Origin of the sequence: Streptosporangium longisporum, assembly GCF_039534895.1 — a bacterium.
Lineage (GTDB): Bacteria > Actinomycetota > Actinomycetes > Streptosporangiales > Streptosporangiaceae > Streptosporangium > Streptosporangium longisporum.
Genome location: NZ_BAAAWD010000006.1, coordinates 1,010,577 through 1,029,490 on the forward strand (window position 1 = coordinate 1,010,577; position 18,914 = coordinate 1,029,490).

Below are 18,914 nucleotides of genomic sequence, written 5' to 3' on the forward strand. Positions count from 1 at the left end.
CGCGTCCCGCCGGGGCCCGCAGGCCCTCCGCCCTCGGTCAGCGCCCGGTGTCCCCGTCCGCGCCGGGCCCGTCCGCGGACCGGGTGAGGCCGGCCAGCTGCCCCCGGGAGGCGATGCCCAGCTTGGGGAACGCCTTGTAGAGGTGGTAGCCGACGGTCCGGGGGCTGAGGAAGAGCCGGGCGGCGATGTCCCGGTTGGAGGCTCCCTCCGCCGCCAGCCGTACGATGTGGCGCTCCTGGGGGGTGAGCACGCTGAGCGGGTCGCCCGCCCTGCGCGGCGCGGCCGGCACGTCCCCGGTCGCGCGCAGTTCGGTGCGGGCACGCTCGGCCCAGGGCTCCGCGCCGAGCCGGTCGAAGGTCTCCAGGGCCTCGCGCAGGCGCGCCCGGGCGTCCGCGCGCCGTCGCGCCCGCCGCAGCCACTCGCCGTAGGCCAGCTGCGTCCTGGCCCGCTCGTACGGCCGGTCGTCCCGCTCGTGCAGGCGCACGGCCGCCGCGAAGTGCGCCTCGTCGTCCTCTACGAGGGCGCGGCAGCGCAGGGCGATCGCGTCCGACGACGGCCGGCGGACGTGCCGCGCCCAGGTCAGGTACCGGGCCAGCGGCTCCCGTGCCCGTTCCGGCCGGCCGGCGCGGACGGCCGCCTCGGCCTGGTCGGCGGCCGGGGCGGCGACGGGCGACGGGGGGATCTCCTCCAGCCGCCTCAGGGCGGCCTCCGGATCGCCCAGGCCGAGGTCGAGCAGGCCGAGCGCCCAGCGTCCGACGACCGCCGCGAGCGCCAGGCCCTGCCGCTCGGCCCTGGCGACGCCCCGGGTGGCGAGGGCCCGGCAGTCCTCCGTCTCGCCCTGGTGGGCGAGCACCCAGGCCAGGGAGCAGGTCAGGTGGGTGAGGCGGTGCTCGTGGCCCAGGTCCGCGGCCAGCCGCAGCCCCGCGTTCAACGTCGCCCTGGCCTCGCCGTAGCGGCCGAGCCACCCCTGGGCGAGTCCCTGGTCGTGGAGCGCCATGGGAAGCCAGCCGATCATCCCGCTCCGCTGGCAGTCCGCCACGATCCGCCCGGCGATCTCCTCGTGACGGCCGGGACGGTCCAGCGGGAGGCACAGGGAGGCGATGAACGTCAGCCCCGGCACCCCCAGCCCCTCTGCGGCGTGGCCGTCGACCGCCCGGTCCATCAGCTCGATCCCGCCCCCGGTGTCACCGCCCAGCAGCCGGGTCAGCCCGAACGCGCCGTCGACCAGCGACGACCCGACCGCGGGGAGCGCGCGCAGGCTCGCCGCCGCCTCCTGGGCGGACCGCGCGTCACCGGCGAACCAGGCGCAGCGGACGGCCTCGACCAGCAACCAGGTGGCCTGCTCGCGGGAGCGGGCCGCCACCCGGGGGACGCCGTCCATGATGATCCGGCCCGCGGCGAGCGGCGTTCCCGACTCGAACTCGCGGTGGGTGCGCACCTGGATCAACGCGGTGATCACCCCGGGGTCGTCCACGTCGGGCGCGGCACGGTCGGCGAGCGCGGCGGCGCGGCTCATCAGACCGGCGTCGCTGGCCGCCAGCGCGGCCGCGGCCAATCGCGCCGACCGCCGTACCGGATCGGCGGTGAGCTCGGCGGCCCGCTCGTAGGCGGCGGCGACCGCGGCGCCGCCACCCCGGGTACGCGCCCGTTCCGCGGCCTCCTCCAGCTCCCGCGCCACCGCCTCGTCGGGGCCGAGCGCGGCGGCGGCCAGGTGCCAGGCCCGGCGGTCGGCCGCGCCACCGGAGGCCGATCCGGCCAGGGCGCCCGCGAGGGCCCGGTGCGCGGCGAGGCGCCGGGTCACCGGCGCGCTCTGGTAGGCGGCCGCCCTGATCAGCGGGTGGCGGAACCCGACGGTCGTCCCGGTGATCTCGACCAGGCGGCTCCGCTCGGCCGACTCCAGGCCGTCCAGGGAGGCGCCCGCGCCCACCACCGTCCCGAGCTCGCCCGAGCCGTCCGCAGCCGCGATCAGCAGCGCGGTGCGCGCCTCCTCGCCGAGCGCGGCCATCTGCGCCTGGAACGCCTCCCTGACCCGGTCGGCGACCGGCATCGCCCCCACCGGCGAGAGCCGTCCCGCCCGCTGCTCGGCGGTGAGCGCGGCGGGGAGCTCGATGAGCGCCAGCGGGTTGCCGCCGGACTCCTCGATCAGGCGCTCGCGCACCTGCGGCGGGAGCCCCGGCGGCAGCAGGGCCGCGGCGGCCTCGCCGTCCAGCCCGCCCAGCGGCAGCTCGGGCAGGCCCGTGGCGTGGAACTCCGGGCGGGCGGCGAAGATCATGACGACGCCCTCGGTGTCGAGGCGCCGGGCGGCGAAGACCAGCGCGTCCAGGGACGCCCGGTCGAACCACTGCGCGTCGTCGACCAGGCAGAGCAGCGCGCCGTCCCCGGCCAGCTCGGAGAGCAGGCTCAGCGTGGCCAGCCCGACCAGGAACCGGTTCACCGGGGCGGTGTCGTCCAGGCCGAGGGCGCCGCGGAGCGCGGCGGCCTGGGCGGCGGGCAGCGCGTGCACGCGGTCGAGCCCGCCGCGCAGGAGGAGGTGGAGCGCGGCGAAGGGCAGCTCGGCCTCGGACTCGATGCCGACGCCGCGCAGCACCCGCATGTCCCGCGCCCGCGCGGCGGCGTGGTCCAGGAGCGCCGACTTGCCGATGCCGGCCTGGCCCCGGACGACCAGGACGCCGCTCCGGCCCGTCCCGGCCGCGGCCAGGAGCCGTTCGATCCGCTCCTGTTCACCCGCCCGTCCGTACAGCACGGTCAGGAACCTACCGTCACGATGACTGATTCGGGTGAGGGCGGGCCCGCGTAATTTCATGGTCATCAGCACTTTCGCACCACGAAGGGACCTCCAGATGGCAACCGCAGGTATCACCCGCACCCCCAGGACCGTCACCGACGCCGGGCTGCTGCGTCTCGCCCTCAAGGCGGACGCGATCGCCTCGGGTGCCAACGGCGTCCTCTACGTCGCCGCCGCGGCGGTCTTCGGCGAGATGTTCGGTCTCCCCGCCGCCTTCCTCTACCCGGCCGGGGCCTTCCTGGTCGCCTTCGCGGCGGTCCTGTTCCTGATCGCCTCCCGGCCCGCGGTGAGCAGGGTCGCCGTGGGCGTCGCGATGGCCGTCAACGTCGCCTGGGTGGCCGCGAGCGTGGAGTCGCTCATCGCCGGCTGGTTCCCGCTGACCGGCCTCGGCACCGCCCTGGTGATCGCACAGGCGGTGGCGGTCGCCGGCCTCACCGCGCTGCAGTTCGCCGGCCTGCGCAAGGCCTCCTGAGCCGGTGGCCGCCTCCGGCCGCACCGCGGCATCGCCCATCGGCCCGCGCGGGAGCGCGTGAGGGGACGCTCGTCGCCCCCGGCGCACCACGGTTCACCGGCCCGCGCGGGCCGATCGACAGGGCCGGACCACAGGGACGGCCACCGCTCCCACCGCATCGGGATCCACCGGCCCGTACGAGCGAGAACACGCCCTCCCACCTGCGATGTCTCGATCCGGGACCTATCCACGGGCTAGGTTGCATCTTGGTGGTTTTGTCTGGTTAAGGTGACGGCACCCGAGCTTTCCCGACGGAGGAAGCGTGCCGATCTTCTTAGCCCGCCTGCTGGTCAGGTTCAGGCTGCTCGGAACGTGGTGGACCCCGGTCCTCGTCTTCAGCCTGGTGTTCGTGACCAGCTGGCCCCTGATGGCGCTCGCGGAGCCCTCGGGCAGCTCGATCGTCGAACCGGCCAACTACTGGTGGTACTTCGTCGTCACCGCCGCGACCGTCGGGTACGGCGACCTGTACCCGGAGTCGGCCTTCGGGCACGTCGTGGGCGTCTACGTCATCATCGGCGGCATCGCGACCCTCACGACGGTCTTCACCCGCCTGTCGGCGACCTTGGAACGAGCGAAGGGACGAAGGATGCAGGGCTCCCTCACGGCGGACTCCTCCGGCCACATCGTGCTGCTCGGCTACGCGCCCGGACGGACCGAGCAGATGGTGGAGGAGCTGACCGCCGACGGCTCGACCCGCATCGTGCTCTGCGCCGGGAACGACGTGCCCGCCCATCCGATGCCCGACCGCGACATCACGTTCGTACGGGGAGACCCGACCGACGACGGCGTGCTGCGCCGGGCCGGGGTGCACCGGGCCCACAGCGTCCTGGTCGACGCCCGCGACGACAACGAGGCCCTGGCGATCGCGATCACCGCCGCCCACGTCGCCGACGGGGCCCACCTGGTCGTGGCCCTGCGCGACCTCGGCAGGATCCGGCAGATGCGCTACATCGACGAGCGGGTGCGCTGCGTCCAGTGGCACAGCCCCCACATGATCACCGAGGAGCTGAAGGACCCCGGCATCACGGAGGTCTACACGCAGCTGATGACCCACGGCGGGGCCGACACCTACTCGCTGCGGCTGCCCGGCGCCCTGGGCACGGTCCCGGTCGAGCGCTGCCAGATCGTCCTGGGCCGGCGGTACGGCGCCACCCTGCTCGCCGCGCGCGACGGCGACACCCTGCTGGTCAACCCCGGCTGGCAGACCCTGCTCCCGGCCGGAGCCGTGCTGTACTACGTGGCCTCCCGCAGACTCACCCCCGACGAGGTCACGGCCGCCCTGCGCGAGCCCGGCTGAGCTCCCCCGGCGAGGTCACGACGTCACGACCGCCCCGCGCGAGCCGGGCTGGGCTCCCGGCAAGGTCACGACCGCCTCGCGCGAGCCCGGCCGGTCTCCCCCGGCAAGGTCACGGCCGCCCCGCGCGAACCCCGGCGGCCTCCTCGCGGTCCCGCGCGGGCAGCAGCCGACTGCCGGGGTCCCCCCAGATCGACGACGGGGTCACGTACGGCCGCAGCAGCGTCACCAGGACGGTGTCGCCCCGGCCGTTGAGCTCGTCCGACGCCACCCTGCGCGCCACGCCGGCGAGGAAGTCGGCCACCTGGACCCGCGGGTCCGACATGGAGTCGACGAGCCTGAGACCGGCCGGCCGCACCGCCCCGGGACGGCCGGGAACGGCCGGATCCCCGGGCGTCCCCGCGAGCTCCGCGAGCTCCGCGAGCTGCGTGAGTTCGGTGAGCCGCGCGATCCGCTCCGGTGTCAGCGCGTTGTGCCGGTCGTGGACGATCGAGACGGACGCCCCGTCCCGCCCCCAGTGCAGGACGGCCTGGACGATGGCCGGGATCAGCGGGTCCAGCACCGGCATCGTCGCGTCGCCCGCGGGCCGCGCCCACAGGAGGTCCGCGTGCGGCCCGGCACTCGCCAGCGACGCCACGATCCCCGCCACCCGCTCCGGCGCGGCGGTGGACCGCAGGGCGTCCACCACCCGGAAGAACGCCTCGGCGGACGTCCTGGCCCGCACGAGGTCGTTGAACGACTCCAGGAAGGCGTCCCATCGCCGCCGGCCGAACACCTCCCGGCCGTCGCGGTACAGGACCAGGGCCGCCTCCCCGGCGCGCGGGTCCCGGTCCGGGCCCCCGTCCCCGGGCCGGGCGGCCTGCCCGGTGATCTCCTCGCCCAGCAGCTCGACGAGCCTGCCGACGAGGAGGAACTCCTTGTCGACCAGGTGAACGTGCGCGTTGCCGTGAATCGGCCCCGACGGCCCGAGCAGCCATTCGAGGACGGCCCGGTGCTTCTCGCGGAGCAGGTGGTTCGCCTTGTACTCCACCGCGGGGGACCGGATCCTGTTCCGCGTCTCCTGGACGCACTCCGCGGCCGAGGCGACGCTCAGCCCCACCCCGGCGTGCGCGAAGACGTCGGTGTTCCCGCCGATGAGCTTCTCGCCCTCCGAGCCGGACTCGTCACAGGCGATCTCCAGGAGCCCGCCGGTGGACGCGCTCCCCGCGGGGCGTGCCTGATCGTCTCCCACTTCCGGCACCATACCAACGGGTTCACGACCCCGGGAAAGGGTTTTCGGCCGCCTGCCCGCCGGGCTTCCCGGGCGTGGGGCGTGACACGACCCGCCCCGCCCCCCGCACCCCTTGCCGTCCTGTGCTGTCGCAGGTCGTCGTGTGCCGTCGCAGGTCGTCAGGGAAGGAGCAGTCCCCAGTAGAGGGACCAGGGGACGAACACCAGCCCGCCGCAGAGCAGGAGGCCGAGCCGTACCCGTTCCCCCGCGGGGACGGAGGCGGCGGTGCGGCGCCAGGCCAGCGCGGTGAGGACCGCCGCGACCACCGAGGCCACCGCCAGGGCCTGCAGCGCCAGCCAGACGAGCGGGCGCCCCGCCAGCACCGGGCCGGGGGTGGCCAGCTTGCCTCCCGTCATCAGCAGGTAGGCCACGTAGCAGAACGATCCCAGCACCGCCGTGAGCCCCCCGGCGCTCAGGAGCCGGGCGGCCCGGGTCACCGGCGTCCGCGAGCGGCCGCGCAGGCGGCGTACCAGGGCGACCACCGGATAGGCGGCGAACGCGACCACGAGCAGCGTCAGGGCCGCCAGCTGGACGTTCGACGACTCCCAGCCGGACGGAGGATCCATCGGCACCGTCGGGGCGTCCTGCACCGGGTCGGGCCCCGACCAGCGCGTCCCGGCCGGCTCGCCCGCCGTGACACCGTGCACCCAGGAACCGACCAGGGCCGCGTAGCCGGGTGCCAGCTCCGGCAGCCGGGTGACGCCCCCGTCGGGGGTGCGGTGGACGGCGTGGTCGGCGTCGGCGAAGAACCGGAACGTGTAATGCCGGTTGCCGGCCTTCTCCAGCGCCTCGGCGAACCCCCGAGGACTCTCCACGGGCGGGGTGAGCAGGTCGTGGACGCCCCAGATGCCGAGCACCGGCCGGCGTAGCGCGGCGATGACCGGCCTCGGGTCGTAGTAGGGCTCGGGGAACAGGTCGCCGTCCGCGATCATCCGGTACAGGTGCGGCTCGGCCCGGTCGACGAGCGAGCCGGAGACCCCGGCCTTGCGCAGCCCGGCCGCCACGGCCCAGGTCTGCTGGCGCAACGGCGGGCCGCTGTTCGCCCCCACGAGGACCACGAAGGCGACGTCCCGCGAACGGGAGGCCGCGAGCGGGGCGACCCAGCCCCCCTCGCTGAACCCCCAGAGCCCGACCTTCGCCGGATCGACGCCCGGCTGGGAACGGAGCGCGGCCACCGCGCCGAGCGCGTCCCCGGCGAGCCGCGCGTAGGACCGCTCGAAGAGCGAGTAGTCCTTGGAGCGCTTGTCGTAGATCAGCACGGACAGCCCCTGGCGGGCGAACTCGACGGCCTCGGTCAGCTGCTTCGTGCGGGGCGTGCCCCCGCCCGACCCGTGCACCAGGACGATGCCCGGCCGCGCGGCCTTCCCCGCGACCGGTGACAGGACCGTGCCGTGCAGCGGCAGCCCCTCCGAGCCGCCGAAACTCACCGGCACCGCCTTCAGGTCGGCGGGAACGACGAGCGGAGGCCCGCCGGACGACGGTGCGGCGGGCGACGGTGTGGCGGGCGACGGTGTGGCGGGCGAGGTGCGGGACGAGCTCGTGAGCGACACCTTCGTCACGGACGGCGTACCGGCGGACGACGACACCGGGAAGGACGCCCCGGCGGGGGAAGGTCCTGCGGGCGAGAGGCCCGCCGGAGGCGAGAGGGCCGACAGGAAAAGGGCTGCGGTCACGACGAGGAGGTCAGGTCTCATGTGCCGAACATACTCTGCAGAGAAAGCTCTGCAAACCCTTTCCTGCAGAGACCCTTCTGTAGGAGTAGGCTGCTCATCATGAAGGATGAGGACTCGTTCCTTCTCGACGACCCGGCCCGCCTCAAGGCGCTCGCGCATCCCATGCGCCGGCTCATGCTGCGTCACCTCTCCCTGCACGGCTCGGCGACCTCGACGACCCTCGCCGACCTGCTCGGCGCCAAGACCGGCACCACCAGCTACCACCTGCGGCAGCTGGAGAAGTACGGCTTCGTCGAAGAGGTCCCCGGGCACTCGGCGGGCAGGGAACGCTGGTGGCGCAGGACCGAGGGGCCCAGGGACATGCGGCTGCCCACCCCCGACATGCTCGCCCCCGAGGACCGTCCCGTGCTCATGGAGTTCCACCGGATCGGCCTGGAGGAGGATCTGGCGCTCTTCCAGCGCCTTCCCGAGATCTACGAGCGCGAGCCCCGCTGGGTCAAGGCGTCACGCGGGATCGCCCGGATGACCGCGCAGGAGTTCGAGGAGTTCTTCGAGGCCTACATGAAGGTGCTGAAAAAGCACAGCCCCCGGGCCGAGGACGCCTCCCCGGACGCGCGGCCGATGTTCGTCCGGCTCTTCGCCTTCCCCGCCGAGGACGGCTGACCGCGACCGGCCGGCACGTCCCGAAAGGACCGCCCGGCCGGTGAGATCCGGGAGGCGGGCTCCCGGAAGTGGGCTCCCGGGGCGGGTCGCGGGAAGTGAGGTCCCGCAGACGGGTTCTCGGAGGCGGGTCCCGGTGCGTCGGGTCCCGAAGGCACGTCCCAGGGAGACGGGTTCCCGGAGCCGAGAACGAAACCCGTCCGGCGTGCATCCAACGGGGCGTGAAACGATCCACCGATCCCGGCCGGGGCCGTCCCGCTCCGGTGGCGGGCCACGGAGCCTCCCGGCGTCACCGCGTACCCGAGGTGCGAGGGGAGGCGGGCGGATGCCGCTCGCCGCGCTGATCGACGCCGTCGTGGCGGCCGTCGTCCTCCCCCTGCTCCCGCTCTTCGCCCGTCGTCCCGGGCGGACGTCGGGCGCCCCGGCCGGATCCGCCGCGACGGAGCGGCCGAGGGCGACCCGCTCACGACGCGCCGTCCGGGCGACCCCCGGCCCGCTCGCGGCGTCCGCCGACGACTTCGGCGCGACGGTCATATGGCGCTACCCCGAAGGCGTCCGCCCGGTGAGGCCCTTCACACCGGAATTCCTCCCGGCGAAAAAACCCATCACGGAAAAAGCCGAAAAAAGATGATTTTCGACCGAGCCCCGCGCCGGACGGAGCCGTCCACCCGGCGCGCATCGACACGTACCGCATCGACACGTTCCCTGATCGACACGCCCCTGATCGGCGCACCAAGGATCGGCGCACCCAGGATCGGTGCGCCTTGAATCTCCCTGAATCCCCCTGGATCGGCTCCCCGGATCAGCGCACCCTGGACGGCGGGACCGTCCAGGTGTTGCAGACCGCCGGTGACGCGGCGCGGAAACCCCTGTCGAGCCAGGTGGCGATGGTACGGCCCTTGCCGTGGTTGGTGTCGTACCTCTCGTCCCCGTTCCTGCGGGTGAGCTCCAGCAGGTACTCCCAGTCCTCCTCGGTCCGGTCCAGGGAGTCCCAGACGCTGCCGATGAAGACGCCGGCCAGGCACTCGGCCTGCAGCTCGTTGCGGCGGATCTGCTCCCCCAGCTCGCGCTTCCCCTTGTACGGGTGGTAGTCGAAGGCGCGTTCCATCCCGGTGACGGTCTGGATGTGGTGCCCGTACTCGTGGGCGGCGATCAGGAACAGGACCAGATCGGAGGGGTCCTCCAGCACGGTGTCGTCCAGCTTGACGAGGAAGCGCCGCTCCCGGCCGCAGTACTGCGCCGCGGCGCTCTTGCTCCAGACGTGCCCGCAGAACCGCCGGGGCTTGACGCTGAACGCGACCCGGGCCTTGGCGAACGGAAGGCCCGCCTGCTCCAGATGGGCGCCCCAGGAGGTGTTGAGGCAGTTCAGCACCGAGGTCAGGTACCGCTTGGCCGAGGCGACGTGGTTCGCCTTCACCTCCCGCTCCGGGCACTCGCTCGGCGCGAGATCGCCGCTGCGGTACAGCTTGTTCTTGGTCAGGACCGAATCGCGGATGGGGTAACGGGCGCCGGGAGCCGGATCCGGGACGGCGCCGTGAGCCGCACCTGACAACACAAGCGAAAAACTTACAAAAATGGCCATAAGCAGGGGGAAACGCATGATCGGATCTTAGGGGTCGTGAAACACCGAAGGGGAACAGTTTTCCGTCCGGTTCGTGCCGTGGCGGTGGCTTCCGTCCTACGGACGTCCACCGGGCACGAGGGCACCGTGGACGGAGGCCGGGGACGTCCGGCAGACTCCGGCCGCATGACACTGCCCGCCCTCGCCGAAGAGGTCGTCACCGCCTACCTCCGGGCGGTCGACGACGAGGCCCCCGGTCTTGTCGAAGGCCTGTACCTGGAGGGGTCGGTGGCCCTCGGCGACTTCCGGCCCCGTACCAGTGACATCGACTTCGTGGCCGTCACCGCCACGCCTCCGGAAGGCGCCGCGACGGCCGCCCTGGAACGGGTCCACGAGCGTCTGCTCGCCCACCGGCCACGTCCGTTCTTCGACGGCGTCTACCTGACCTGGGACGACCTGCGGCGCGGTCCGGACATCACCGGGCCGAGGCCGCGCTGCCATGAGGGCCGGTTCCACCCCGGCACCGACGGCACGGCTCCCGCCGGCCCCGTCACCTGGCGGACCCTGGCCGGTCACGGCACGACCCTCCGCGGGCCCGAACCCGCCGGGCTGGATCTCTGGCACGACCCGCGGGCCCTCGCCGTCTGGACGGACGACAACCTCGACCGGTACTGGCGCCGGCTCTGCGACCGCGCGTCGAGGCCCTTCGGCCTCTGGGGGCAGGCCGCCCTGGGTGGCTACGGCACCGTCTGGATCGTCACCGGCGTGACGCGCCTGCACTTCACCCTGGCCACGGGCGACATCACCTCCAAGGAGGGCGCGTGCCGCCACGCGCTGGAGGCCTTCCCGCCGCGATGGCACCGGGTGGTCGAGGAGGCCCTGCGCATCCGGCGGGCGGACCGGGCCCTGCCCACGCTCACCGGTCTCCTCGGCGACATGACGGAGTTCCTGCCCTCCGGGTCCGGCCGGGAGCGGCGGTCCCTGTATCGGACCCCGTGGGCCCGCCGCCGCGACGTCCTCGCCTTCGCCGGCACGGTCATCGCCGACGCGCACCGGTTGCACGCCGGGCGGCCGGGGTGACCCGGACCCGGAACACGTCCCCGCCCTGACCGGGCACGCAACGGCACGCAGCGCGCCGGGCGTCCCGTCCGCGGGCCGCCGCCGGGCCGCTGGCATGCTTGTCCCATGACCGGATCGACGATGCGCGCCGTCAGCCAGGACGTCCTGGGCGGACCCGAGGTGCTGAAGGTGGTGGAGTGCGAGCGGCCCGTGCCGGGCCCGACCGAGGTGCTGGTACGGGTGCACGCGGCAGGGCTCAACCCCACCGACTGGAAGCACCGCGCCACGGGCGGGCTGCTGGGACGGCCGCCGTTCGTCCTCGGCTGGGACGTCTCCGGTGTCGTGGAGGCCGTCGGCCTGGGGACGGCCGTGTACAAGCCGGGCGACGAGGTCTTCGGCATGCTGCGCTACCCGTACGGCCACGGCGCGTTCGCCGAGTACGTGACCGCCCCCGCCCGGACGTTCGTCCGCAGGCCGCGCGGGATCGACCACGTCCGGGCGGCGGCGCTCCCGCTGGCCGCGCTGACCGCGTGGCAGGCTCTGGTGGACGTCGCGGCGGTGCGGGCCGGTCACCGGGTGCTCGTCCACGCCGCGGCCGGTGGGGTGGGTCACCTCGCGGTGCAGATCGCCAAGGCGCGGGGAGCCCACGTCATCGGCACGGCGAGCGCCGCCAAGCACGACTTCCTGCGCGGCCTGGGAGCCGACGAGCTCGTCGACTACCGGGAGGTGGACTTCGCCGAGACGGTCAGGGACGTCGACGTGGTGCTCGACACGATGGGCGGCGACCACGGCCCCCGCTCGCTGCGCACCATGCGCGAGGGAGGGGTCATCGTGTCGCTCGTCCTGTCCGGCCTGGCCGAGGGGTTCGGCGCCCAGGCCGAGGCGACGGGCGTCCGCGCCGAGTCCATGCTCGTGGAGCCCGACCACGCCGCGCTGAGGGCGATCGCCGCGCTGGCCGAGGCGGGCAGGCTGCGTGTCGAGATCGACACGGTGCTCCCGCTGGAGCAGGCCGCCGAGGCGCACGCACGCGGCGAGACCGGCCGTACCACCGGCAAGATCGTGCTCACCGTCGCCTCCCCCGGGACGAGCGAGCCCGTACCCGGGTGAGCCCGTGCTCCGGCGGGCCCGGGGGATGGCGAGCCGCGCCGGTGTGAGGCTCAGGCGGGGACGAGCGGGGCCAGCCGCCGGCTGAGCCGCAGGACGGCCTCGGCCGTCCGGGAGTCGGTGGCGGGCCCGAAGGGCGCGACGGGCCGCGCGTCGGGCCCGATGACCAGACCGGTCCGTCCGTCGAGCGAGGCGTCGGACGCGGCGAGGATCGACGACCGGGCGGCCACGGACGCGGAGCCGGACGTCGCCCGTTCGAAGGTTCGCCGGACCAGCGGCCACAGCAGCCGCAACCCGGGCGAGACGATCCTGGACGACCGCATGGTGCCGTCGTTCATCTCGGTGGCCGCGCCGCCGGGGTCGGCCGCGAAGACCGAGACGCCCGTGCCGCGCAGCCGATCGGTCAGGTCCAGCGTGTACGCGAGGTTGGCGAGCTTCGCCCGGCCGTAGCGGTGAAAACCGTAGTAGCCGCCCGGCGGCTCCACGGCCTCGAAGGAGCGCTTGGCGACCCGGACCGACCCCGAGGTGACGTTCACGATCCGGCTCGGCGCCCCGGCCCGGAGCGGTTCCAGCAGCAGCTCGGTCAGCAGGTACGGGGAGAGATGGTTGACGGCGAACGACGCCTCGATCCCGTCCACCGTCCGCTGCCGGTCCGCGAACATCGCCCCGACGTTGTTGACCAGCACGTCCAACGGCCCCTCTGCGGCGAGCCGGGCGGCGAGCGCACGCACGGCCGCGAGGGACGCGAGGTCGGCCGCCACGAACCTGGCCTCCGGCCCGGCCGCCACCGCGTCGATGCGCTCGACCGCGCGGGGGGTGCAGGCCGTCCAGGAGGACATCGAGGTAGATCTCGGCGTGCCCTGCGTCGTCGCCGGCGGAACGGACCGCGTGCCCGACGCCGCAGAGCAGACGGCGGACGTCGTCCGCCTGGATGTCCCGCCGGACGATCCCCGTGCGGCGGGCGCGGTCGAGAAGCTCCGCGACGGCGCGGTCGAGCTCGGCCTTCATCTCCGAGGTCCGCGCGTCGGTGTCGCTGGTGGATTCGAGCACCGCCGCGAACCCGGCGTCGTCCAGCGCCCGCGCGAGGGTGAACCGCAGCAGGCGCCGCAGCCCCCCGAGGGCGTCCTCGTCCGCCGCCGCGGCCCGCGCCTCGGTGACGAGCTGCTGGAGGCGTTCCGCCAGCAGTGCCTCCAGCAGGGCGTGACGGTTGGGGAAGTGCCGGTACACCGTCCCGACGCCCACCCCCGCGAGCCGCGCGATGGTGTTCAGCATGAGCGAGTCGTCGCCCGCGGCGAGCTGCCGGCGGGCGACCTCCAGCACCCGCGCGCGGTTGCGCGCGGCGTCCGCCCGCAACGCCGTCCCCCGCTCAGCACCGGATGCCACGGCCTCAGCCTAGTCGTCCGCCGATTCCCCGCCCCCGTCGCGATGGCCGGATCTGCAAGACATGTGTCCTTGCGGCCATCACCGTCGGTGGCCAAGGATGACGGTATGCCACACCGCGTCGTCATCGTCGTCTTCGACGGCTTCCAGCTGCTCGATCTCGCGGGCCCGGCCGACGTGTTCTCCGCCGCCGGGCTGCTGGATGCGGATGCCGCCTACCGGGTGGAGACCGCGGCCCTCCAGGCCGGGGCCGTACGCTCCCTGTCCGGCGTCACCGTCCACGCCGGGACGCCGCTGCGGGACGTCCGGGGGCCGATCGGCACGCTGCTGGTGGCCGGCGGCCTTCCCACCCCGGCGGGCCTGGACGGCACCGCGGCGCTGGTCCCGGAGATCCGCAGGCTCGCCGGGGAGTCGGACCGCGTCGGGTCCATCTGCTCGGGCACGTTGCTGCTGGCCGAGGCCGGTCTGCTGGAGGGACGGCGGGCGACCACCCACTGGGCCGTGGGGGAGATGCTCGCCCGCGGCCATCCGGACGTGGCCGTGGACGCCGATCGCATCTACGTACGCGACGGCGACGTGTGGACGTCGGCGGGGGTCACCTCGGGGATCGATCTCGCCCTCGCCCTCGTCGCCCACGACCACGGGCACGACCTGGCCAGGGACATCTCCCGCTGGCTGGTCGTGTACCTGCAACGACCCGGCGGGCAGAGCCAGTTCAGCACGCCGCTGAGCACGCGGACGCCGAGGCGCGAGCCGCTGCGCGAGCTGCAGGGGTGGATCGAGGAGAACCTGGAGGCCGACCTGTCGGTAGGGGCCCTCGCGGAGCACATGAACACGAGCGTCCGCCACTTCTCCCGCGTGTTCGCCGCCGAGGTCGGCATGACGCCCGCGCGGTACGTCGAGCGGGCACGGACGGCGGCGGCCAGGCGGCTGCTGGAGAGCGGCGACGAGCCGCTCGACCGGATCGCCGTCCGGGTCGGCCTCGGCACGCCGGAGACCCTCTACCGGGTCTTCCGGCGCCACCTCACGATCTCGCCGGGAGAGTACCGGCGCCGTTTCCACGTCACGGAGAACCGACATGCAGATCGCCATCCCCCTGTACTCGGGCTATGACGCCGCGGACGCCCTGGGGCCGTACTTCGTCCTGCGCAACATCCCCGGCGCCACGGTCACCTTCGTGGCCGAGCGGCCGGGCGTCGTCGCCGACCAGGAGGTCACGCTGACGGCCACCGCCTCCTTCGCCGACCTGCCCGCCCCCGACGTCCTGGTGGTGCCGGGCACCGGGGACGTGACGCGGAGCACGACCGACCAGGAACTGATCCGGTACGTGAGGACGGCCCATCCGGCCACCACGTGGACCACGTCGGTGTGCGTGGGCTCGCTCGCGCTCGGCGCGGCGGGCCTGCTGGAGGGGGTCAGGGCGACCACCCACTGGGTGGCCCGCGACCTGCTGGCGGGGTTCGGGGCGCTGCCGGTCGACGAACGCTTCGTCACGGACGGGAAGATCATCACCTCGGCCGGGGTGCTGGCCGGTATCGACATGGCCCTCCACCTCGCGTCCCTGCTGGCGGACGAGGAGACGGCCATGGCGATCCAGCTCGGCCTGGAGTACGCGCCCCGGCCACCGTTCGACGCCGGGACGCCCGGGACCGCTCCCGCGGGGGTCACCGAGCTGGTGCGCTCCCTCCTGAGGGGCACCTGAGCCTCGCCCGGACACCGGGGCGCGGGGACGCGGGGACGCGGGGACGTCCGGACGTACCCCCGCCCGGGTACGCCCTCACGTCCCCGGACGCGTCCTCACGCCGTCCTGCCCCGGGCGCGGAAGGCCGCGGTCTTGACGCGGTTCTGGCAGGCCGTGCCGCAGAAGCGGCGGGTGCCGTTGCGCGACACGTCCACGTACACCCGGTCGCAGTGCGGTGCCGTGCACACGCCGAGACGGTCGCGGAAGTCACCGCCCAGCACGATCGCGAGCCCGGTGGCGCAGCTCGCCGCCAGGTCGCCCGCGACGGTGCCGCCGCGGCCGTGGAAGTGCAGGTGCCACGGCTCCCCGTCGTGCCGCTCGAGCAGCGGACGGGCACGGGTGTCGTCCAGGAGGGCGTTGACCTGCCGGGCCGCCGTGTCGACGTCCCCCCCCGGTCACGGCTTCGAAGACCGCGCGCAGCCGTGCCGCGGTCCCGGCGAGCTCGCCGGCCTCCTCCTCGGTGACCTCCCGCTGGCCCGGATAACCGGTCCGCAGGCCCTCGGTGGCGGCGGCGACGAGGTCGCGCGGCGGCGAGAAGGGGCGGCCCCGTCTCTCCCCGGGGGTCAGCTCGTTGACCAGACCCACCGCCATCCGGACGATCGCATCGGTGTGACTGTTGAAATCCACTTGACCAGTTACCTGCTCGCGTTTTAGTTTGTGACTGTCGAAAGCTTATACGACAGTCACAAGGAGACAATGGTGCTCACCCACGATGCCGCACGCGAATGGATCGCACGCTGGGACCGCCAGCAGGAGGGCTACCTGCCCGACCGGGAGGAGCGGTTCACCGCGCTGATCGACGCCGTCGAGGCGCTGGGCCGTCCCGATCCGCTGGTCGTCGACCTCGGCTGCGGGCCGGGCTCGCTGTCGGCGCGCCTGGTGGAGCGGCTGCCCGGGGCGACGGTGGTCCCGGTCGACGCCGACCCGCTGCTGATCGGCCTCGGCCGGGCCGCCTACCCGCACCTCAGGTTCGTCTCCCTCGACCTGCGCACCCCCGGGTGGGCGGGCTCCCTGGGCCTGGACCGGCCGGCCGACGCCGCGGTGAGCACCACCGCCCTGCACTGGATCTCCGCGTCCGACCTCCCGAAGATGTACGCCGAACTGGCGACCGTGCTGCGGCCGGGCGGGCTCCTGCTCAACGGCGACCACATGGAGACCGACGACACCGCCCCCGCCATCGCCCGCCTCGAACGCGCCGTGCACGAGCGGGCCACCGAGCGCCTGTTCGCCGACGGGCGTCCGGAGGACTGGCGCCGGTGGTGGGACGCGGTCGCCGCCGACCCCGCCTTCGCCGAGCTCAACTCCGCCCGCGCCACCGCGGGGGCCGACCACCACGGCTCGGAGTCCCCCCTGCTCTCCTCGCACGTCGACGCCCTGCGCGACGCCGGTTTCACCGAGATCGGCTGCCTGTGGCAGCGCGGCGACAACCGTCTCCTGTGCGCGGTCCGCGGCTGACCGGTCACCCGTCCGGGATCGGTCACCCGTCCGGACAGGAATCGCCGTGGTCAGCGGTGGTCGCTTGACATTATGCAGGCAAATGCCTGCATAATTCTCCGTGTGGCTGCGGATACGGACAAGGTCTTCAAGGCGCTGGCGGACCAGACGCGGCGATACCTCCTGGACAGGCTTCACGAGCACAACGGGCAGACGCTGAGCGAGCTGTGCGAGCACCTCGACATGGCGCGCCAGTCGGTGACCCAGCACGTGGCCCTGCTCGAGGCCGCCAACCTGGTCAGCACGGTCCGGCGGGGGCGAGAGAAGCTGCACTACCTCAACCCCGTCCCCCTCCACGAGATCCAGGAACGGTGGATCGACAAGTTCGAGCGTCCGCGCCTCCGGGCGCTGAGCGCCCTGAAACGACGAGCAGAGGAGCACGACATGAGCGACACGCTGACCACCGGCACGCCCACCTTCGTGTACGTCACCTACATCCAGAGCACCCCGGAGAAGGTCTGGCACGCCCTGACCGACGCCGACCTCACCGCCGAGTACTGGGGCCACAGCAACGTCTCGGACTGGCAGGCCGGCTCCACCTGGCAGCACGTGCGCACCGACGGGTCGGGGGTCGCCGACGTCACCGGCACGGTCGTGGAGACCGTGCCGCCCAAGCGGCTGGTGATCACCTTCGGTGAGCCGTCCCAGGTCACGTTCGAGATCGAGCCCTACGGCGAGATCGTCCGGCTCACCGTCACCCACGAGAACCTGGCCACCCGGGACGACTACGACCAGATCTCCCTCGGATGGCCGGCCGTGATGGCCAACCTCAAGTCCCTCCTGGAGACCGGGCACGTCCTGCCGCAGGCCCCCTGGGAGATGCACGCGGAATGCCGGGCCGAGCAGATGGCGAAGAACGACCGCCAGGGGTCCTGACCCTCACCGGGACACCGCATGGGACCTCGTGGCGCACCGGCGGAGGACGGGGCCGTCCGCCGTTCACGGCCCGCGTGTCCCCGGGTCCGGTCTCCCTACGGAAGGATCTCGATCGTCTCCGGCGTCTCCTCCGGAGAGCCGGGCTCGGGGAGCTCCTCGGCCTCGATGACCATGTCCTCGGGCGGCGGCTGGACGGTCACCCTGGCACCCCAGCCGGTGAAGCGCTGGTCGGAGCTGAGGCTCGGCCGGTCGCCGCCGTTCGCGTGCCGGGAGGTCGCGGAGGCCAGACGGGTGACCCTGCCCTCGGCGTCGAACCAGAGCGCCCAGGCGACCTTCTCACCGCGTCCCGTCCATCCCTCGAAGGGCCGGCCCGGGATCGCGGAGGCGAGGATCGTGCCCCGGGCGGAACGAGGACCCTTGGAGGAGGCGGTGGCGAGCAGCGCCCGCAGCGTGCCGGGGGTGAACAGGTCGATCGCGCCGTCCGCGGCGACGGGGCGGGGCTCCCGGAGACGCACCCACTTCTTGTCCAGCGGCAGCCTGCCGATCAGCTCGCCCCCGGAGGCGTAGGTCGCGTCCTTGACCCGGACGAGCAACGACGGGAAGAGGGTCTCCTCCTTCAGTCCCTCGGAGCTGATCGCCGAGTAGAACGTGGTGGTGTCGTCCGTCTCCACCACTCCCCCCTTGCGGAACCCCACGATCCGGTCGGTCCGGGTGGTGGCGGACCGCCTGCCGTCGGGCGACGTGCGGGTGACCAGGGAGACGGTGACGCCCCGGCCGGGCACGACCTGGGCACGGAGCGCCTTGACCGGATCGGCGGCGACGACGACGGCGGCGGCACGGGCGGGCAACGGCGCGAGCAGGACGAGGCCCGCGACGACGCCCGCGGTGATCCGTTTCATGTGGTTTCCTTCACCATCCGGAGGGGAAGGAGATTCTTCCAATCAAAGATCACGATGCCGTCTCGACGGCACGCCTCCGCGCCCGGTGTCCGGCGCCGCCGGAGACGGGCCGCGACCCCGCACCCGCCCCGGCGCCGCCGGAAGCGCCGTGATCATCTCACCGGCCCGGGACCCGGCCCGGCCGGCGCCGGGAACGCGTCACTGGACGGTGGTACGGGTGGGCCGCACGACCAGGACCACCCTGCGCGCGGCGTCGGCGACCGGCGCTTCGTACTCCAGCCCGTAGCGCCTGGCCAGCACGTCGAAGAAGGCACCCTCGGGGTCGGGGTCGATCCGCTCGACGGTGCCGCGGACCTCCAGGTACCGGTACGGCTGCTCGGGATCGTTGACGGAGAGCGCCACCCGAGGACGGGCGCTCGCGTTGCGACCTTTCTGACGGTCCGTCGTGGTGGTGAGGCGCAGGAACTCGCCGTCCCAGACGGTCCACACCGGTGTCACCTGCGGGGTGCCGTCGGGCATCAGGGTCGCCAGGTGCGCGTACAGGGGACGGGTCAGCAGGTCGAGATGGCTCTCGGGAATCACGGTCATGGCGGCACGCTATCAAAGC

17 protein-coding genes and 2 pseudogenes are annotated in these 18,914 nt (G+C 73.7%); 9 read left to right on the forward strand and 10 right to left on the reverse strand.

The window, feature by feature from the left end; all coding sequences use genetic code 11:
• Window positions 1-37: 37 nt before the first annotated feature.
• A complete protein-coding gene (locus ABD832_RS08660) occupies window positions 38-2,743 on the reverse strand; it encodes an ATP-binding protein (protein ID WP_344890910.1) in 2,706 nt (901 codons plus the stop codon).
• A 97-nt stretch (window positions 2,744-2,840) separates the two neighbouring features.
• On the opposite strand from ABD832_RS08660, the gene ABD832_RS08665 reads away from it, so the two are divergent.
• The gene (locus ABD832_RS08665; protein WP_344890912.1) at window positions 2,841-3,257 is read left to right on the forward strand and encodes a hypothetical protein; all 417 of its coding nucleotides are present in this window, start codon (window positions 2,841-2,843) and stop codon (window positions 3,255-3,257) included.
• Window positions 3,258-3,558: 301 nt separating this feature from the next.
• A complete protein-coding gene (locus tag ABD832_RS08670; RefSeq protein WP_344890915.1) occupies window positions 3,559-4,593 on the forward strand; it encodes an ion channel in 1,035 nt (344 codons plus the stop codon).
• Between the two features lie 109 nt (window positions 4,594-4,702).
• On the opposite strand, the gene ABD832_RS08675 is transcribed toward ABD832_RS08670, so the two are convergent.
• Window positions 4,703-5,821, reverse strand: a complete 1,119-nt coding sequence (locus ABD832_RS08675; RefSeq protein ID WP_344890918.1) for a DUF3800 domain-containing protein — start codon at window positions 5,819-5,821, stop codon at window positions 4,703-4,705.
• Window positions 5,822-5,979: 158 nt separating this feature from the next.
• Window positions 5,980-7,554 carry an alpha/beta hydrolase family protein gene (locus ABD832_RS08680; RefSeq protein WP_344890921.1) on the reverse strand — a complete coding sequence of 525 codons (1,575 nt, stop codon included), beginning with the start codon at window positions 7,552-7,554 and terminating at the stop codon, window positions 5,980-5,982.
• Window positions 7,555-7,632: 78 nt separating this feature from the next.
• On the opposite strand from ABD832_RS08680, the gene ABD832_RS08685 reads away from it, so the two are divergent.
• Entirely contained in the window at window positions 7,633-8,196 is a 564-nt protein-coding gene (locus ABD832_RS08685; protein ID WP_344890923.1) for a helix-turn-helix domain-containing protein, read from the forward strand.
• A 799-nt stretch (window positions 8,197-8,995) separates the two neighbouring features.
• On the opposite strand, the gene ABD832_RS08690 is transcribed toward ABD832_RS08685, so the two are convergent.
• The gene (locus tag ABD832_RS08690; protein WP_344890926.1) at window positions 8,996-9,748 is read right to left on the reverse strand and encodes a neutral zinc metallopeptidase; all 753 of its coding nucleotides are present in this window, start codon (window positions 9,746-9,748) and stop codon (window positions 8,996-8,998) included.
• Window positions 9,749-9,940: 192 nt separating this feature from the next.
• Here ABD832_RS08690 and ABD832_RS08695 point away from each other — a divergent pair, with 192 nt between their 5' ends.
• Window positions 9,941-10,834, forward strand: coding sequence for a nucleotidyltransferase domain-containing protein (locus ABD832_RS08695; RefSeq protein ID WP_344890929.1), 894 nt, complete (start codon window positions 9,941-9,943; stop codon window positions 10,832-10,834).
• 105 nt (window positions 10,835-10,939) lie between these two features.
• Window positions 10,940-11,920, forward strand: a complete 981-nt coding sequence (locus ABD832_RS08700) for an NADP-dependent oxidoreductase (RefSeq protein ID WP_344890932.1) — start codon at window positions 10,940-10,942, stop codon at window positions 11,918-11,920.
• 50 nt (window positions 11,921-11,970) lie between these two features.
• Here the strand turns inward: ABD832_RS08700 and ABD832_RS08705 are convergent, their stop codons facing one another.
• Together ABD832_RS08705 and ABD832_RS42085 are read right to left on the reverse strand one after the other, a co-directional pair.
• Entirely contained in the window at window positions 11,971-12,756 is a 786-nt protein-coding gene (locus tag ABD832_RS08705) for an SDR family NAD(P)-dependent oxidoreductase (RefSeq protein WP_344890934.1), read from the reverse strand.
• A 34-nt stretch (window positions 12,757-12,790) separates the two neighbouring features.
• Window positions 12,791-13,300 (reverse strand): annotated as a pseudogene (locus ABD832_RS42085) (TetR/AcrR family transcriptional regulator); the annotation flags it as partial.
• A gap of 105 nt (window positions 13,301-13,405) precedes the next feature.
• Here ABD832_RS42085 and ABD832_RS08710 point away from each other — a divergent pair.
• On the forward strand, window positions 13,406-14,410 hold the full coding sequence (locus ABD832_RS08710; protein WP_344890937.1) for a GlxA family transcriptional regulator: 1,005 nt from the start codon (window positions 13,406-13,408) through the stop codon (window positions 14,408-14,410).
• On the forward strand, window positions 14,376-14,999 hold the full coding sequence (locus tag ABD832_RS08715) for a DJ-1/PfpI family protein (protein WP_344890939.1): 624 nt from the start codon (window positions 14,376-14,378) through the stop codon (window positions 14,997-14,999). Before ABD832_RS08710 ends, ABD832_RS08715 begins: the two co-directional genes overlap by 35 nt.
• A gap of 95 nt (window positions 15,000-15,094) precedes the next feature.
• Here the strand turns inward: ABD832_RS08715 and ABD832_RS08720 are convergent, their stop codons facing one another.
• Window positions 15,095-15,259, reverse strand: coding sequence for a CGNR zinc finger domain-containing protein (locus tag ABD832_RS08720; RefSeq protein WP_344890941.1), 165 nt, complete (start codon window positions 15,257-15,259; stop codon window positions 15,095-15,097).
• Between the two features lie 81 nt (window positions 15,260-15,340).
• Window positions 15,341-15,388, reverse strand: a pseudogene (locus ABD832_RS42090) (hypothetical protein); the annotation flags it as partial.
• Window positions 15,389-15,734: 346 nt separating this feature from the next.
• Here ABD832_RS42090 and ABD832_RS08725 point away from each other — a divergent pair.
• Window positions 15,735-16,493 carry a class I SAM-dependent methyltransferase gene (locus ABD832_RS08725; RefSeq protein ID WP_344890944.1) on the forward strand — a complete coding sequence of 253 codons (759 nt, stop codon included), beginning with the start codon at window positions 15,735-15,737 and terminating at the stop codon, window positions 16,491-16,493.
• Between the two features lie 102 nt (window positions 16,494-16,595).
• Entirely contained in the window at window positions 16,596-17,408 is an 813-nt protein-coding gene (locus ABD832_RS08730) for an ArsR/SmtB family transcription factor (RefSeq protein WP_344890947.1), read from the forward strand.
• Window positions 17,409-17,503: 95 nt separating this feature from the next.
• On the opposite strand, the gene ABD832_RS08735 is transcribed toward ABD832_RS08730, so the two are convergent.
• Window positions 17,504-18,307, reverse strand: a complete 804-nt coding sequence (locus ABD832_RS08735; protein ID WP_344890950.1) for a hypothetical protein — start codon at window positions 18,305-18,307, stop codon at window positions 17,504-17,506.
• A 198-nt stretch (window positions 18,308-18,505) separates the two neighbouring features.
• Window positions 18,506-18,895: a PPOX class F420-dependent oxidoreductase gene (locus ABD832_RS08740; RefSeq protein ID WP_344890952.1), complete on the reverse strand. Its 390-nt coding sequence runs from the start codon at window positions 18,893-18,895 to the stop codon at window positions 18,506-18,508.
• Window positions 18,896-18,914 lie beyond the last annotated feature (19 nt).

What these genes read in the sequence shown, in the direction of transcription:
- ABD832_RS08680 (WP_344890921.1), bottom strand. Translation starts at nt 7,554, where the DNA reads ATGAGACCTGACCTCCTCGTCGTGACCGCAGCCCTTTTCCTGTCGGCC.
- ABD832_RS08735 (WP_344890950.1), bottom strand. Translation starts at nt 18,307, where the DNA reads ATGAAACGGATCACCGCGGGCGTCGTCGCGGGCCTCGTCCTGCTCGCG.
- ABD832_RS08715 (WP_344890939.1), top strand. Translation starts at nt 14,376, where the DNA reads ATGCAGATCGCCATCCCCCTGTACTCGGGCTATGACGCCGCGGACGCC.
- ABD832_RS08725 (WP_344890944.1), top strand. Translation starts at nt 15,735, where the DNA reads ATGGTGCTCACCCACGATGCCGCACGCGAATGGATCGCACGCTGGGAC.
- ABD832_RS08695 (WP_344890929.1), top strand. Translation starts at nt 9,941, where the DNA reads ATGACACTGCCCGCCCTCGCCGAAGAGGTCGTCACCGCCTACCTCCGG.
- ABD832_RS08700 (WP_344890932.1), top strand. Translation starts at nt 10,940, where the DNA reads ATGACCGGATCGACGATGCGCGCCGTCAGCCAGGACGTCCTGGGCGGA.
- ABD832_RS08710 (WP_344890937.1), top strand. Translation starts at nt 13,406, where the DNA reads ATGCCACACCGCGTCGTCATCGTCGTCTTCGACGGCTTCCAGCTGCTC.
- ABD832_RS08685 (WP_344890923.1), top strand. Translation starts at nt 7,633, where the DNA reads ATGAAGGATGAGGACTCGTTCCTTCTCGACGACCCGGCCCGCCTCAAG.
- ABD832_RS08740 (WP_344890952.1), bottom strand. Translation starts at nt 18,895, where the DNA reads ATGACCGTGATTCCCGAGAGCCATCTCGACCTGCTGACCCGTCCCCTG.
- ABD832_RS08705 (WP_344890934.1), bottom strand. Translation starts at nt 12,756, where the DNA reads ATGTCCTCCTGGACGGCCTGCACCCCCCGCGCGGTCGAGCGCATCGAC.
- ABD832_RS08665 (WP_344890912.1), top strand. Translation starts at nt 2,841, where the DNA reads ATGGCAACCGCAGGTATCACCCGCACCCCCAGGACCGTCACCGACGCC.